Raw genomic sequence first — 14,510 nt, forward strand, 5'->3', positions numbered from 1 at the left:
AATGTCATAAAACTGACATTCTTCCGTGATCGGGGAGCGAAGCACTATGACAGCCGTCATCGCCGTGCTGCATGCCGAGGACGTGGCACTTGAGTTCCTGTCCGTCCTGAGACGGCACGCGGAGGACGACATCGGGGTCGTCATCGGGCGCCCCGGCACCCGGGTGACCCTCCCCGGTGGCCTGTCGCTGCGGGAACGCCTGGAACTGCTCGCGCCGTTCGTCGAGCCGGGGGGCAACACCGCGGCCCTGCCGGGACCCGAGGAGGTCGCGGGCCTGCTGGGTGAGGCGACGGGGGAGGTCTGGACCCACTCCCCGGCCGACCACCGCATCCGCAGGGCCAGGTTCGGCTGGATCGTCTCCAGGGCGCTGGCGGGCCGGGCCGTGACGTACTCGGTGGGGGACAACCTGTTCCTGCAGACGGTTCCCGGCCAGGTGGCGGGGCTCACCGGAGCCGAGGCCGCCGCGAAGATCGACTTCATCAACCGGCACGCGGGGGAGCTGCTGCGCAGCCGTGTGCCCGACCGGCTCGTCACCACCGACCGGGTGCCGGTGGTCGAACGCTTCTTCACCGTCGACACCGAGCGGGCGAACCGGCTCTACGCCCTCATCTCCAGCCTGGGGGAGGACGCGGCCGTCGCCGACGACCCGTGGGAGTTCGGGCGCTCGCCGTACGAGGCGGACCGGCTGGACGCCACGGCGGCCTGGATCGGCCGGTGGTGCGCGCCGGACGACGGGCCGCTGGTCGAGGTGGGGGCCTGCCAGGGTGAGCTGACCCGCAGGCTGGTCGGCAAGGGGTACGCCGTCCAGGCGACCGAGCCGAACGCCTCCTTCCTGGCCAGGCTGGGGGAACGGGACCTGGGGGCCGAGCTCTCCGCGGAGAGCCTGGAGGAGCTGGCCGCCGGGCGCTCCCGGCCTGCGGCGGCCTACCTGCTGATCGAGATGCTCTACTACGACCAGGACCTGACGCTGCTGGACGCCCTGCCGACCGACCGGATCCTGCTGGCGCTGGAGACCGAACGGCTCAACGACGTGGTCTGGCCCTGGCTCAGAGAACAGTCGGTCTGGCGGGTGGCCGAACGGGTCGAACTGGCCCCGCCGACCCTTGAGTTCGTCTGCGACGACCTGGCCTACCTGCGTAAGCGGGGCAGCCGGGGACTCGTGCTGACCAGGAACGGACAGGTGTGATGAGCTGGCGGACGATCGTGGTCTCCCCGCACTTCGACGACGCGGCCATGTCGGTCGCGGGGGTCCTCGCCAGGAGCGAGGGGCCCTCGGTGATCGTCACGGTGCTCGGCGGCGCCGCGGCGGAGCGGGAGTCGTCCTGGGACCGGCTGTGCGGGTTCGCCTCCGCGGAGGAGACGGCCCGTGAACGGCTGGCGGAGGACGCCAGGGCATGTGAGGTCCTCGGCGCCGAGCAGGTGGCGCTCGACTATCCCGACGTGCCCGCGCAGGCGCTGAGACTGGACGGGCTGGCGGACTTCCTGACCGCCGGCGTCACACCGGACACCCGGGTGCTGGTCCCGATGGGCATCGGCAACGCCGACCACGAGACCGTCCGTGACCGGGCGCTCGACGCGCTGAGCGGGCTCGGGGCGGGGGAGGTCCTGGCCTACGCGGACCTGCCCTACGCCTCGGCGGTTCGCGAGTGGGGCACTCCGGAGGCCGCGCGGGCCCTGGCGGAGCGGCAGCCGGTGCTGACGCTGGCCGGGCGGCACCGGCTGCGTCCCGAGCCGCCGGTACGGCTCGACGAGCGGGAGTGGGCGCTCAAACGGCGCGCCGTCCTGTCCTACGCCTCGCAGATCGCACCCCTGGCCTGCGAGTACGGGGAGTTCGTCGCGATGCCGGGGCCGCTGCAGCACGAACTTCTGTGGGCCCTCGAAAGCGAGTCCGGCGTGATGTTCGCGATGAACTCACGCCGGACTCGCGGCGGGCTCACAGGGTCCCGTACGGCCCGCGCGCTCAGGCCGGGGTCAGGTCCGTCACGGCGGTCCTGCCCGTGAGCAACTCGGCCACGGCCTGCCCCGAGGCGGTCGTCGCGCCGTGGGTGGTGATGTGCGTGCCCCCCGGCGTCAGCGGGCCGGGCAGGCCCATCTCGACCACGATCGCGTCGGGCCGTCCGGCCAGCAGGGTGTCGAGGCCGGCCGAGACCCAGGTGTGACGGTGCGCGTCGCGTACCACGACCACCAGGGGGCGTCCCTCGGCGGGCACCGGGAGGGGGTCCTCGGGGCCGAGCCGTACGCCGTCGGTGCCGGGGAGCAGCGCGGCCAGCGGCGCGGCCACGCCCCACGGGGTGACCCGGTCGATGGCGATGTTGGTCTCGGAGACGAACTCGACCACCTGCGGGGCCGTGACGAGCGGGAACCCCTCACCGCGGACCCGCAGGGCGCGCCTGGCCGCGGCGAGGCCGGAGGGGTCGGCTTCGGTGCCTCCGGTGACCCAGGTCGCCCGGCGCTGTTCGGCCGACCACGCGGCCAGGCGGCGCACCCGCTCCGCGGCCTCGGCCAGGCGCTCCTCGGGAAGCGTGCCGTCGATCACCGCGGCCATGATGGCGTTGCGCATGAAACCGACGACGCCCGCGCCCTTGCGTTCGCCGCCGACACAGATGGCGTCGGCACCCGCGGCCAGGGCGCGCACCGCGGCGCCGGTCACGCCGTAGCGCTCGGCGACCGAGGGCATCTCGACGGCGTCGGTCACGATCAGGCCGTCGAAGCCGAGTTCCTCCCGCAGGAGCCCGACCAGCAGCCGGTGGCTCAGCGTCGCCGGGAGTTCGGCGTCGTAGGCGGGCACCAGCAGGTGACCGGTCATCACGGCCCGCACTCCCGCCTCGATGGCGGTCCGGTACGGCGGAAGCGTGGTCGCGGCGAGTTCCTCGACCGAGTAGGAGACCGTCGGCAGGTCGTTGTGGGAGTCGACGGCGGTCGCGCCGTGCCCGGGGAAGTGCTTGGCGCAGGCGGCGACCCCGGCGGCCTGCAGGCCGGTGACCCACGCCGCGGCGTGCCTGGCGACCAGCCACGGGTCGGAGCCGAAGGCGCGGGTGCCGACGACGGGGTTGTCCAGGTCGGAGTTGACGTCGATCACGGGGGCGTAGTTGAGGGTGACGCCCGCCCGCGCCAGGTCGGCGCCGATCTCGCGGGCCACCCGCTCGGTCAGCTCGGGGTCGTCCACCGCGCCGAGGGCGAGGTTGCCGGGACGGGAGCTGCCGGTGAGGGCCTCAAGCCGGGTGACGTCCCCGCCCTCCTCGTCGGTGGCGATCACCACGTCCGGGTTCTCCGCGCGCAGGGCGGCCGTCAGGGCTCTGATCTGGGGGCCGTCCACGAGGTTCCTGGAGTAGAGCGCGACCCCGCCGAGCCCGTCGGCGAGCCGTCTGCGCAGCCAGTCGGGCACCTCGGTCCCCACGAAGCCCGGCTGCAGCACAGTGTCCGCAAGCCTGGCCAGCTCGGGACTCGCGCCACTCAGGCCCCCGCGAACGCTCATAACGCCTCCGTTTTTTCAACATCGTCTTTTGCTTGTTTCAGACGTACCACATGTGTAGCATTCGGATTGCGTTAATAGACAGGAAACTTTACTAATTAAAGGTTTCCTGGCGGTCCCATGCCCGTGTCGCCCGCCCGAAGACAAGTCACCCATGAGGGAGACGGACCGGATGTCGCACACCCGGCTAATCGCGCCGGTCCCTCCGCACCGTCGCCTCCCACCGCCGTCATGTCCACGGGCCGCGTCCCAGGACGAGCCACGGAACGTGCCCGTCCTCGCGGGATTCGGGCCACAAGAACCGGTCAAAACCGAACCAGATGAGGAGTCCCCGTGACCGACCTGTTCTCCCCGGCCAAGGAAACCGACCCCTTAGGCCTGGAGGACCCGGTGACCGCCCAGATACGCGAGATCTGGCAGGAGGTGCTCCGTGTCGACGACATCGGTCCCGACGAGGACCTCTACGATCTCGGCGGCCACTCGCTGACCATCACCCAGATCATCGCCAGGACCCGTCGCAGACTCGGCGTCGAGGTCTCCCTGGACGTCTTCTTCGACAATCCCACCGTCGCCGGCATGGCCGAGGAGGTCACCCGGCTGCGGGGAGAGCAGGCGTGAACGCGCTTCCCTCCGCACGAGAGCTCTTCCCCGCGCCGGGGCTGTCTCCCGCGCAGGAACGCATGTGGTTCCTCGACCGGCTCTCCCCCGGCGACGGGGCCAACAACATGGTCGTCTGCGAGAGGCTGACCGGGCCGCTCGACACCGGGGCCCTGGAACGGGCGCTGAGTGAGATCGTCGCCAGGCACGAGGCGCTGCGCACCGTCTTCCCCGACCGGGAGGGCGTCCCGGAGGCCAGGGTGCTCGACCCGGAACCCGTGGTCGTCGAACACCTCACCCCGGTGGGCGAGCCGTCCCCGGAGACCCTCGCCGAACTCAGCAACCGGCCCTTCGACCTGGCCTCGGGGCCGCTGCTGCGCGCGGTCCTGGCCCGGGTCGGCCCCGAGGAGCACATCCTCCATCTGGTCGTGCACCACATCGCCGGGGACGCCTGGTCGATCGAGCAGATCCTCTATCCCGAACTGGCCGCTCTCTACTCGGCCTTCGCCTCGGGACGGCCGTCACCGCTGGCACCGCCGCGGCGAGGCTACTCCGACCACGTGCGGGAGCGGCGCGAACGCCCGGCCGACGTCACGAGCCCGGCGAGGGAGCTCGACGGCGTCCCGGCGCTCGAACTGCCGACCGACAGGCCCCGCCCCGCCGTACGGACGACCGAGGGGGACCTGGTGATCCACCGGGTCCCGATCGGGCTGTGGCGGCGCGTCACCGAGCTGGCCAGGACCGAGCGGTGCACCCCGTTCATGGTGCTGCTGGCCGCATACCAGGTCCTGCTGTCCCGCTACAGCGGTCAGGAGGACTTCTGCGTCGGCACCCCCGTCGCCGGGCGTGACCGGGAGGAGGACGAGGAGGTCTTCGGGCTCTTCGTCAACACCCTGGCCCTGCGCGCCGACCTCGGGGGCGACCCGGCCTTCCGCGACCTCCTCAAACGCGTACGGCGCCGCGCCTTCACCATGTACGGCCACGCCGCGGTGCCGTTCGAGCGGCTGGTCGCCGAGCTGCGGTTGGGCGGGGACCCGGCCAGGACCCCGCTGGTCCAGACGTTGCTGACACTCGGCAACCCCGAGGCAGGCTCCCTCGAACTCGACGGGCTGCGCGTCGAGCCGGTGCTGTCCGGGCTGGTCTCGGCCAAGTTCGACCTGTCGCTGAACGTGGTCGTCTACCCCGAGCACCTGCAGCTCATGTTCGACTACAGCACGGCCCTGTACGACCGGGCGAGCGTCGAACGGATGGCCGTGCACCTGGAGACGCTGCTCGGCTCCGTCACCGCGACCCCGGGCGGCCGGTTGTCCGAGCTGGAGATCCTGCCGGAGGCCGAACGCGCGGCCCTGCTCGGCGAGCCTCCCGAGGAACTGGCCTGGGAGGAGGGAGCCCTCCTGCTGGACCACCTGGTCGCCAGGCAGGCCGCCCGCACCCCGGAGGCGCCCGCCGTCGTCACCGCGGAGGCGACGCTCACCTACGGCGACCTCGACCGGGCCGCCGACGCCGTCGCCGCCGGGTTGCGTCCCCTGCTGGATTCGGGGCCGGTCGAACCGAGGGTCGGGCTCGCCCTGACCGCGAGCCCCGAGGCGATCGTCGCGCTGCTCGGCGTCCTCAAGGCGGGGGCCGCGTACGTGCCGCTGGACCCGGCCCAGCCCGTGGAACGGCTGACCGCGCTGCTGCGGGACGCGGGCGTGGCCGCGGTGATCGCGGACGAGGCCGGGTTCGCCGGGTTCACCGGGGGGCCGGTCGTCACCCGCGCCGACCTCGCCGCCTGGACCTCCCGGATCGCGCCGGCCAGAGAGCCGGCCAGAGAGCTGGCCAGGGAGCCGGTCAGGGGCAGGTCCGTGCCCAGGCACCCGGACCAGGCCGCCTACGTGATCTACACCTCCGGTTCGACCGGGAGCCCCAAGGGGGTGGTCGTCGGGCACCGGACCCTGTCCCATCTGGCCAGGTCCTTCCGCGACCTGCACGGCTTCGGGCCGGGGGAACGGGTGCTCATGGTCCCGCCGCTCAGCTTCGACGCCTCGGCCGGGGACGTCTTCCCCGCGCTGATCAGCGGCGCCGCCCTGGTGCTGCACCCCGACCCCGCCTCGCTGACCGGGCCCGGCCTCGCCGAACTGTGCGACGACCTCTCGGTCACCATGGTCGACACCGCCTGCGCCCTGTGGCAGCAGTGGGTCGAGGAACTGGACCGGGCGGGCCTGCGGCTGCGCGGGCCGCTCACCACGATGATGGTCGGCGGCGAGAGCGTCCCGGTCGCACGGCTGCGGACCTGGGCGGGGCTGACCGGCGGGCGGGTCGCCTTCCACAACCACTACGGGCCGACCGAGGCGACCGTCTGCGCCACCTCCTACCGCACGACGGACGGCGCCGAGGTGAACGCCCCCCACCTGCCGATCGGCACGGCGCTGGCGCACACCCGCGTCTACGTGCTCGACCGGCACGGCAACCCGGCCCCGACGGGTGTGCCCGGCGAGGTGCACATCGGCGGGGAGTGCCTGGCCCACGGCTACCTCGGCCGCCCCGGCCTGACCGCCGAGCGTTTCCTGCCCGACCCGTTCTCGCCCCGGGCGGGGGCCAGGATGTACGCCACCGGGGACCTGGCCAGATGGCTGCCCGGCGGCGACCTGGAGTTCCTCGGCAGGACCGACCGGCAGGTCAAGGTCAACGGCGTCAGGATCGAGCCCGGTGAGGTCGAGGCCGCCTGCCTGGCCCACCCAGGGGTCCGCGAGGCCGTCGTCGTCGCGAGAGAGGGGCGGCTGGTCGCCTACCTCGTCGGGGAACCGGTCGGCCTGGCGCGGCTGCGGGCCTTCCTGGCCTCCAGGCTGCCCGGCTCCATGCTGCCCGGGGCCGTCGTCATGCTGCCCGCGCTGCCGCTCACCCCGCACGGCAAGATCGACCACCGGGCGCTGCCGGAACCGGACACGCGCTCCGCGCCGCCGTACGAGGCGCCGAGGGAGGGCACGGAACGGGAGCTCGCCGCGATCTGGGCGGGGCTGCTCGGCGGAGAGCCGGGACGCGGGGACAACTTCTTCGACCTGGGCGGCACCTCGCTGCTCGTGCCCCGGGTCGTCTCCGGGATCTCGGCCAGGCTCGGGGTCACGGTGCCGATGAGCGAGGTGTTCACCGCCTCCGACCTGGCCGACCTGGCCGGGATCGTGGACGGCGGGCCCGCCGAGACCGTGGACCTGCGGGCGGAGGCGGTCCTGCCGCCGGATGTCGTCCCCGGCGGGCCGGTCGTCACGGGGCCGCCCCGGCGGGTGCTGCTCACCGGCGCGACCGGCTTCCTCGGCGCCCACCTGCTGGCCGAACTGCTGCGCCGTACCGAGGCGACCGTGCACTGCCTGGTCAGGGGGAGCGAGCCGGAGGAACGGCTGCGCGCGGGCCTGGAACGCTACGGGCTGTGGGAGGAGGACCTGGCCGGGCGGATCGTCGCCGAGCCCGGTGACCTCGGCGTCCCCGGCCTCGGCCTGCCCGGCGGGCGCTTCGCGGAGCTGGCCGGGACGGCCGACCTCATCGTGCACAACGGGGCCGTGGTCAACTTCGCCTGGCCGTACCGGAGACTGCGGGCGGCCAACGTGGACGGCCTCGTCGAGGTGCTGCGCCTGGCCACGAGCGGCGGCAGGACCGTCCCGGTCCACCTGGTCTCGACCCTCGGCGTCCACCTGACCCCCGGCGAACGCACGGTCAGGGAGAAGGACCCACTGCCCGACCCGGAGCCGCTCACCCTCGGCTACGACCGGAGCAAGTGGGTCGCCGACCGGATCGCCGGGCTGGCGCGCCACGCCGGGCTGCCGGTCTCCGTCCACCGGCCCGCCAGGATCTCCGCCGACAGCGGGACTGGCACGGCCGCGCCGGACGACTTCCTCGGCCGGTTCTTCGAGACCTGCGCGCGCCTCGGCTCGGTGCCCGAAGGGGAACGGCTGGACATGGCGCCGGTCGACCACGTCGCGGCGGCGATCGTCCACCTGGCGCTGAGCGGGGCCGTCGGCGACTTCCACCACCACAACCCCGGCCTGCTGCGCCCCGCCGTGCTGGCGGAGGGACTGGCCGAGCGCGGCTTCCCCGTACGGCTCATGCCGAGCGAGGAGTGGCGCAGGCTCGCCCGTGACCGCGTCGCGGTCGGCGACGACCTGCCCATCGCCCTCTACCCGGCCTTCATCGCCGAGTACGGCGGGCAGGCCGGTCCCTCCTTCGACTGCTCGGCGACCGAGGAGATGCTCGCGCCCGCCGGGCTGGTCTGCCCGCCCGCCGACGCGGCGCTGCTCGGCCGCTACCTGGACCACTACGTGGCCTCAGGAGTGCTCGTGGGGGGCCGCCGTGACTGACGGTGTGGACGCCGGTGTGGACGCCGGTGTGGACGATGGCGTGCGCAGGTTCGCCGTCATCTGGGCCGCGCAGCTGCTGTCGATCATCGGTTCGAGCCTGACCGGGTTCGTGCTCGGGGTCTGGGTGTACCAGCGCACCGGATCGGCGACCCAGTTCACGCTGATCATGCTCTGCGCGGTGCTGCCCGAGGTGCTGCTCTCGCAGCTCGCGGGCACGGCGGCCGACCGGCTCGACCGCAGGCGGCTGCTGATGGCGGCGGACGCCGGGGCGGCCGTGGTGACCGTCGCGCTGGCCGTACTGCTGGCCACCGGCTCGCTGCAGGTCTGGCACGTCTACGTGGTCACCGCGGCGGGGGCCGTCTTCGGCACCTTCCACATGGCCGCCTACCACTCGATGATGCCGCTGATCATGCCGAGCAGGCACCTGGGCCGCGCCAACGGCCTGATGCAGGTCGCCGACGCGGTCAACATCGCGGCCCCGCTGCTGGCGGGCACGCTGCTGGTGACGGTGGGGATCACCGGCGTCGTGGTGGCCGACCTGGCGACCTTCCTGGTCACCATGGCCGTCATGTTCGCCGTACGGCTGCCGCCCGAGGTGACCCGGCCCGGCGCGGTCACCGCCCCCGAGCCGCTCCGCGGCGACCTGGCCTTCGGCTGGCGTCACCTGCGGGCCAGGCCGGGACTGCTCCTGCTGGTCGCGCTGCTGGCCGCGCACAACCTGCTCTTCGGCGCCGCGGGAGTGCTGGTCCAGCCGCTCATCCTGTCGTTCGGCTCCCCGGCCGTGCTGGGCGCGCTGATGTTCGCCGGAGGCGCGGGCGTCTTCGCCGGGGGACTGGTGCTGAGCGCCTGGGGCGGGCCCCGGCGCAGGGTGCGGGGCGTCGTGCTGTTCACGGCGCTCGGCGGGGTGCTGCTGGCCCTGCACAGCCTCGCGCCCTCGCCGTGGCTGATCGCGGTCGTGGCGCCCGCCTTCCTGTTCACGCTGCCGTTCGTGCAGGGCACGGCGATGACCGTGGTGCAGGCCAAGACGGAACCCGCCGCGCTCGGCCGGGTGCTCAGCACCGTGCGGACCCTCACCCAGACGGCGACGGTGCTCGCCTACCTGGCCGCGGGCCCCCTCGCCGACCGCGTCCTGGAACCCGCGATGGCTCCCGGCGGGGCGCTGGCGGGAGTCCTCGGCGGCGTGATCGGCACCGGCCCCGGCCGGGGTGTGGCGGCCGTCTTCCTCATCTCCGGCCTGGGCCTGCTGGTCCTGGCCCCGCTGCTCTACCTTCAGCCCCGCCTGCGCGGGGTCGAGGCCGAGCTTCCGGACGCGCGTCCGGAGCCCGACCCCACGCGGGCCGCCCAGACCGTGTGATCCGACAGGCGTCGTGTGCTCAGCGAGGAGCCACGCGCGGAGAAGTCATGCGCGGAGAAGAGCAAGGAAGCCACGTGAACCGTGCAGATCATGCAAACCATGCAAGTCGCGCAAGGAGATAGCGATGCCGCTCTACCTCGACCCCGAGGAACTCCGCTACCAGGCACCGGGACCACACCTCGACCTGATCGGGGCGATGGCCTTCCGCGCCGCCGGGGCCGCCCAGCGATTAGGGATCTTCGAGGCGCTCACGGCCGGGCCGTCGTCCGCCGCCGAACTGGCGGCCAGGACGGGCACGGACCCCGGCACACTGCCCGTCCTGCTGGACGGTCTCGTCGGTTTCGGCTACCTCGACAGGGGGGCGCGGGGAACCTACGCCAACAGCCCGATGACGGCGAACTCCCTCGACCGGCGCGACCCGTGGAGCTACGCCCCGGCGCTGGCCTTCTGGCACGACCTGCTGGGCGAGCTGTGGGACGGCCTTGAGGAGACCGTCAGGACCGGCAGGCCACAGGCCGACTTCTACACCTGGCTTGAGGGCCGCCCGCGCACGTTGCGCGACTTCCAGACCATGCTGGACGGGATGGCCGCCGCCATGGCCCCCCTCATCGCCGAGACCGCGCCCGACCCGGGGGAGCGGCTGCTCGACGTCGGCGGCGGCCACGCCCGCCACAGCGTCGCCCTCTGCCAGGTCCACCCGCGCCTGACCGCGACGGTCGTGGACCTGCCCGGCGCGATCGAGGGCGGCAGGGCCCGGGTCGAGGAGGCGGGACTCGGCGACCGTGTCACCCTCGTCCCCGGCGACGTGACCACGGCCGACCTCGGCACCGGCTACGACACCGCGCTGCTGTTCAACGTCTGCCACGGCTTCGACGCGGCGGCCAACCGCGCGCTGCTCGGCAGGGTCGCCGCCGCGCTGAGGCCCGGCGGCACGCTGCTCGTCCTGGAGACCTTCGCCGACCTGCCGGAGGGGACCTCCCCGGTCGCCGAGGCCTTCCTGCGCTCCTTCAGCCTCAACCTCGCCGTCACCCAGGGCGGCCGCCTCCACTCCTTCGCGGACGTGGCCGGATGGCTGGCCGAGGCGGGGTTCGAACACCTGGAACGTCGCGGCCTCGACGGCCCCGACGAACTGCTCGTCGCCCGTCTGGCCGGCGCCGTACGGACGACAGGGGAGGGACGATGAAACGCCGGATCCTCATCATCGGAGCGGGGCCCGCGGGCACGCTCCTGGCCTGCTACCTCGTACGGCGGGGCTTCCAGGTCGACGTCTACGAACGGCGTCCCGACCCCCGGCTCCTCGACGAGGACGAGAGCAGGTCGATCAACCTCGGCCTGTCGGCCAGGGGCATCAAGGCGCTCGACGACATCGGCCTGATGGAGAGGCTGCGGCCGCTCATCGTGCCGATGCGCGGCAGGGCCATCCACCTGCCCGGCGGCGCGCTCCCCTTCCAGCCGTACGGCGCGCACGAGGGCGAGATCCTCCACTCGGTGCTGCGCCGCGACCTCATCACCACCCTGGTCGACCACGCCGAGGCCCAGCCGGGGGTGCGCTTCCACTTCGGGCACCGGCTGGTCGACCTCGACCGCGAGGCGGCGGCCGTACGGCTCGTCGGGCCCGAGGGGGAGGAGGTCGGCGCGGCCGCGGACGCGGTGATCGGCGCCGACGGCGCGTTCTCCCGGGTGCGGGCCCGGATGCAGCACGGGCTGCGGGCCGACCTCCACCTGGAGTTCCTGGAATGGGGCTACAAGGAGCTGACCATCCCCGCGGCCGACGACGGCTCGGCCAGGACCAGGCTTGAGGCGCTGCACGTCTGGCCGGGGGAGGACGCCCTCATCGTCGCCCACCCCAACCGGGACAACTCGCTGACCGGCACCCTCTTCCTGCCCTTCGAGCGGTTCGGCGAGATCACCGACCCCGAGACGTTCCTGGCCGCGCGCTTCCCGGACACCCGGGAGCTCATGCCGTACCTCGCCAAGGAGTACGCCGAGCATCCGGTCGGGCACCTGGTCTCGGTCCGCACCTCGCACTGGCACCACAGGGACAAGGTGGCGCTGATCGGCGACGCCTGCCACGCGGTCTACCCCTTCTACGGCCAGGGCATGAACTCGGCGCTTGAGGACTGCACGGTCCTGGACCGGTGTCTCGGCGACCATCCGGACGACCTGGGCGCGGCCTTCGCCGCCTACCAGCGGCTGCGCAAACCGCACACCGACGTGCTGGACGAGCTGTCGAAGCAGAACTTCGTCGAGCTGCGCGACCGGCTCCGCTCCCCGCTCCACCTGGCCCGCAAGAAGGCCGACCTGCTGCTGGCCAGGCTGCTGCCCGGCAGATGGGTGCCGCTGTACACGATGGTCTCGCACACCACGATCCCCTACGCCGACGCGCTGGCCCGCGCCAGGCGCCAGGACGCGTCGCTGAAGGCCGGGAGTGCCGCGCTCGGGGCGGTGCTGGCGGCCACGCTCGCGTTCGCCGTGCGACGGGGGAGGGGCGGACGGCGATGCTGACCGATCCGGCAGACCCCACGCGCGCGCTCATCGAGCTCTCCGACCTGGACGGCGAGCACGAACTGGTCCGCGGGTACGGCGTGCCGCTCAAGGAGACCGTCGTGTGGGCCAGGGAGTACCTGTGCCGGCCCCACCCCGACCTGGGCAGGAAGGGACCCGTCTGCCCCTACGCCCAGACCTCGCTCGACCGGGGGGTCTTCTATCTGGCGGTGCAGCCGGGGACGCCGGACGGCGACGCGGTGGCCGAGGCTTTGGACGGCTACCGCGACTGGTTCCGCGCGCTGGTCTCCCCGCCGGGGACCTCCCCGCAGTACCGCACGATCCTGGTGCTCTTCCCCGACCTGCCGGAGGCGGAGGCGGCGCGGACGATCGACGCCGCGCAGCGGCTGCTCAAGCCGCGCTACGTCAGGGAGGGGCTGATGGTCGGGGAGTTCTACCCGGGGCCGCCGCCGAAGGCGGGGCTGTGGAACCCGGACTTCCTGCCGTTGGGCAGCCCGGTCCCGATGCTGGTGATCAGGCACATGGTGGCGACGGACTTCGCGTTCCTGCGTGAGGACCGGGAACAGCTCGCGGCCTATCTGGAGCGCTTCGGCGACCGGCCGCCCGCGGCGCTGCGCGCGGAGGTGGAGGAGGCGGCCAGGCTGCACGGGTTCACCGTCAGGGTGCCGTAACGCGGAGTTCGTGACGCTTCGGGACGAGGGGTCCGTCCCGAAGCGTGACGTACCGGGGGGCGGGCGCAGACCCGGGTGAGGGGGCCGCGAGGCTCAGATGCTGAGCAACTCGGCGGCGGCCTGGGCGTTGGCGCGGGCGGCGCCGTACGTGGCGAGGTAGGTAGCCCCCTTGGGACGCCAGATCGGCAGCCCCATCTCAACGACCGTCGTGTCGGGACGGGCGGCCAGCACCGCGGAGACAACCGACTGGCTGATCTCGTAACGGTGGGCGTCCTTGACCACGACGACCAGGGAACGGCCGCTGGCACGCTCCAGGATGTTCGGCACGTCCGCCTCCTCCGGCTTGACCCGGACGACCTCGGCCTGCGGCATCAGCGGGGCGAAACCCCACGGCACGTCGCCGACGGCGATGGTCGGGGGGGTCTCCATCTCGACCACCAGCGGGTCGACCAGCGGGGAGGTGGAGCCGGTGAGGGTCACGGCGCGGCGGGCGGCGGTGAGGCCGATCATGCTCTCCTCGGCGCGCTCCGGCTGGGACGAGCCGAACCAGGAACGCAGCTTGGCCACGCGCGCGGCGGAGGCCTCCAGCCGCTCGGCGGGCAGCCGTCCGTCGAGCACGGCGGCGACGATCTCGTCGACGATCGCGCGGACGTCCTGCTGGGTGGGCAGCGGGCCGAGGCAGAGCAGGTCCGCCCCCGCGGCGAGGGAGAGCACCGCGCCGCCGGCCAGGCCGACGCTCTCGGTGATGGCGTGCATGTCGAGGGCGTCGGTGACGATCACGCCGTCGTAACCGAGCTCACCGCGCAGCAGACCGCCCAGGGCGGCGGCCGACAGGGTGGCGGGCTCGGTGCCGGTCACCGAGGGCACCCGGACGTGCGCGGTCATGATGGACATGGTCCCGGCCTCGATCGCGGCGCGGAAGGGCACGAGCTCGCGCTCGCGCAGCAACTCGGCCGAGGCGTCGACGAGCGGGATCTCCAGGTGGGAGTCCTGCCTGGTCGCGCCGTGGCCGGGGAAGTGCTTGACGCAGGCGGCCACGCGGGCCGACTGCAGACCGTGCACGGCCGCGACGGTGTGCCGGGAGACCAGGGCGGTGTCCGACCCGAAGGACCGGGTGCCGATGACGGGGTTGTCGTCGGCGGTGTTGACGTCGGCGGACGGGGCCATGTCCAGGTTGATACCGCAGCGGGCGAGGTCGTCGCCGATGGAGCGGTAGACACGCCGGGTCAGTTCGACGTCGTCGACGGCGCCGAGGGCGGCGTTGCCCGGGTAGGGGCTGCCCACGTGGTAGGCGAGCCGGGTGACGTCGCCCCCCTCCTCGTCGAGTGAGATGACGGGGTCACCGGCATCGCGCAGGCGGGAGGTGAGCGCCGAGAGCTGGGCGGGGTCGGCGACGTTGAAGCCGAACAGGGTGACCCCGCCGAGACCGTTCTCCAGGTCGTGGAGAACCCAGTCGGGGGCGGTGGTGCCCTGGAACGCGACGAGCAGCGTTCCGGCTGCGAGACGTCGCAGTACCTGATCGCTGGGAGCCGCGATGAGCTCAGACATGGCGGTAGATGCTCCTTACCTGAGGTGAGTAGGGG

General features: G+C 73.1%; 10 protein-coding genes. 8 read left to right on the plus strand and 2 right to left on the minus strand.

Features of this window, described 5'->3' with window-relative positions; translation table 11 throughout:
• The first annotated feature begins 46 nt into the window (after nucleotides 1–46).
• Both ABZ463_RS08480 and ABZ463_RS08485 read left to right on the plus strand, forming a co-directional pair.
• The gene (locus ABZ463_RS08480; protein ID WP_362774396.1) at nucleotides 47–1,186 is read left to right on the plus strand and encodes a hypothetical protein; all 1,140 of its coding nucleotides are present in this window, start codon (nucleotides 47–49) and stop codon (nucleotides 1,184–1,186) included.
• Nucleotides 1,186–2,001: a PIG-L family deacetylase gene (locus tag ABZ463_RS08485; RefSeq protein WP_362774399.1), complete on the plus strand. Its 816-nt coding sequence runs from the start codon at nucleotides 1,186–1,188 to the stop codon at nucleotides 1,999–2,001. Before ABZ463_RS08480 ends, ABZ463_RS08485 begins: the two co-directional genes overlap by 1 nt.
• Here the strand turns inward: ABZ463_RS08485 and ABZ463_RS08490 are convergent.
• Entirely contained in the window at nucleotides 1,961–3,475 is a 1,515-nt protein-coding gene (locus tag ABZ463_RS08490; RefSeq protein ID WP_362774402.1) for a glycoside hydrolase family 3 N-terminal domain-containing protein, read from the minus strand. The genes ABZ463_RS08485 and ABZ463_RS08490 overlap by 41 nt on opposite strands.
• A gap of 330 nt (nucleotides 3,476–3,805) precedes the next feature.
• On the opposite strand from ABZ463_RS08490, the gene ABZ463_RS08495 reads away from it, so the two are divergent.
• The 6 genes from ABZ463_RS08495 (at nucleotide 3,806) to ABZ463_RS08520 (ending at nucleotide 12,927) form a co-directional block, all read left to right on the plus strand.
• Complete coding sequence (locus ABZ463_RS08495; RefSeq protein ID WP_362774405.1) at nucleotides 3,806–4,090, plus strand: phosphopantetheine-binding protein; 285 nt, start codon at nucleotides 3,806–3,808, stop codon at nucleotides 4,088–4,090.
• On the plus strand, nucleotides 4,087–8,397 hold the full coding sequence (locus ABZ463_RS08500; RefSeq protein WP_362774408.1) for an amino acid adenylation domain-containing protein: 4,311 nt from the start codon (nucleotides 4,087–4,089) through the stop codon (nucleotides 8,395–8,397). The genes ABZ463_RS08495 and ABZ463_RS08500 overlap by 4 nt, the downstream gene beginning before the upstream one ends.
• Nucleotides 8,390–9,751: an MFS transporter gene (locus ABZ463_RS08505; protein ID WP_362774411.1), complete on the plus strand. Its 1,362-nt coding sequence runs from the start codon at nucleotides 8,390–8,392 to the stop codon at nucleotides 9,749–9,751. Before ABZ463_RS08500 ends, ABZ463_RS08505 begins: the two co-directional genes overlap by 8 nt.
• 124 nt (nucleotides 9,752–9,875) lie before the next feature.
• Entirely contained in the window at nucleotides 9,876–10,934 is a 1,059-nt protein-coding gene (locus tag ABZ463_RS08510; RefSeq protein ID WP_362774414.1) for a methyltransferase, read from the plus strand.
• Nucleotides 10,931–12,256 (plus strand): NAD(P)/FAD-dependent oxidoreductase, encoded by a 1,326-nt coding sequence (locus tag ABZ463_RS08515; protein ID WP_362774417.1) that lies wholly within the window; start codon nucleotides 10,931–10,933, stop codon nucleotides 12,254–12,256. Before ABZ463_RS08510 ends, ABZ463_RS08515 begins: the two co-directional genes overlap by 4 nt.
• Nucleotides 12,250–12,927 (plus strand): DUF6875 domain-containing protein, encoded by a 678-nt coding sequence (locus tag ABZ463_RS08520; protein WP_362774420.1) that lies wholly within the window; start codon nucleotides 12,250–12,252, stop codon nucleotides 12,925–12,927. Before ABZ463_RS08515 ends, ABZ463_RS08520 begins: the two co-directional genes overlap by 7 nt.
• A 93-nt stretch (nucleotides 12,928–13,020) precedes the next feature.
• Here the strand turns inward: ABZ463_RS08520 and ABZ463_RS08525 are convergent, their stop codons facing one another.
• Nucleotides 13,021–14,475, minus strand: a complete 1,455-nt coding sequence (locus ABZ463_RS08525) for a glycoside hydrolase family 3 N-terminal domain-containing protein (RefSeq protein ID WP_352008496.1) — start codon at nucleotides 14,473–14,475, stop codon at nucleotides 13,021–13,023.
• Nucleotides 14,476–14,510: the final 35 nt, after the last annotated feature.

The organism is Streptosporangium sp. NPDC020145 (genome assembly GCF_040631275.1).
Classification (GTDB): Bacteria; Actinomycetota; Actinomycetes; order Streptosporangiales; family Streptosporangiaceae; genus Streptosporangium.

Bases quoted from the DNA above. Each gene is read 5' to 3' on its own strand.
- ABZ463_RS08480 (WP_362774396.1), top strand. From the start codon at position 47: ATGACAGCCGTCATCGCCGTGCTGCATGCCGAGGACGTGGCACTTGAG.
- ABZ463_RS08485 (WP_362774399.1), top strand. From the start codon at position 1,186: ATGAGCTGGCGGACGATCGTGGTCTCCCCGCACTTCGACGACGCGGCC.
- ABZ463_RS08490 (WP_362774402.1), bottom strand. From the start codon at position 3,475: ATGAGCGTTCGCGGGGGCCTGAGTGGCGCGAGTCCCGAGCTGGCCAGG.
- ABZ463_RS08510 (WP_362774414.1), top strand. From the start codon at position 9,876: ATGCCGCTCTACCTCGACCCCGAGGAACTCCGCTACCAGGCACCGGGA.
- ABZ463_RS08515 (WP_362774417.1), top strand. From the start codon at position 10,931: ATGAAACGCCGGATCCTCATCATCGGAGCGGGGCCCGCGGGCACGCTC.
- ABZ463_RS08520 (WP_362774420.1), top strand. From the start codon at position 12,250: ATGCTGACCGATCCGGCAGACCCCACGCGCGCGCTCATCGAGCTCTCC.
- ABZ463_RS08525 (WP_352008496.1), bottom strand. From the start codon at position 14,475: ATGTCTGAGCTCATCGCGGCTCCCAGCGATCAGGTACTGCGACGTCTC.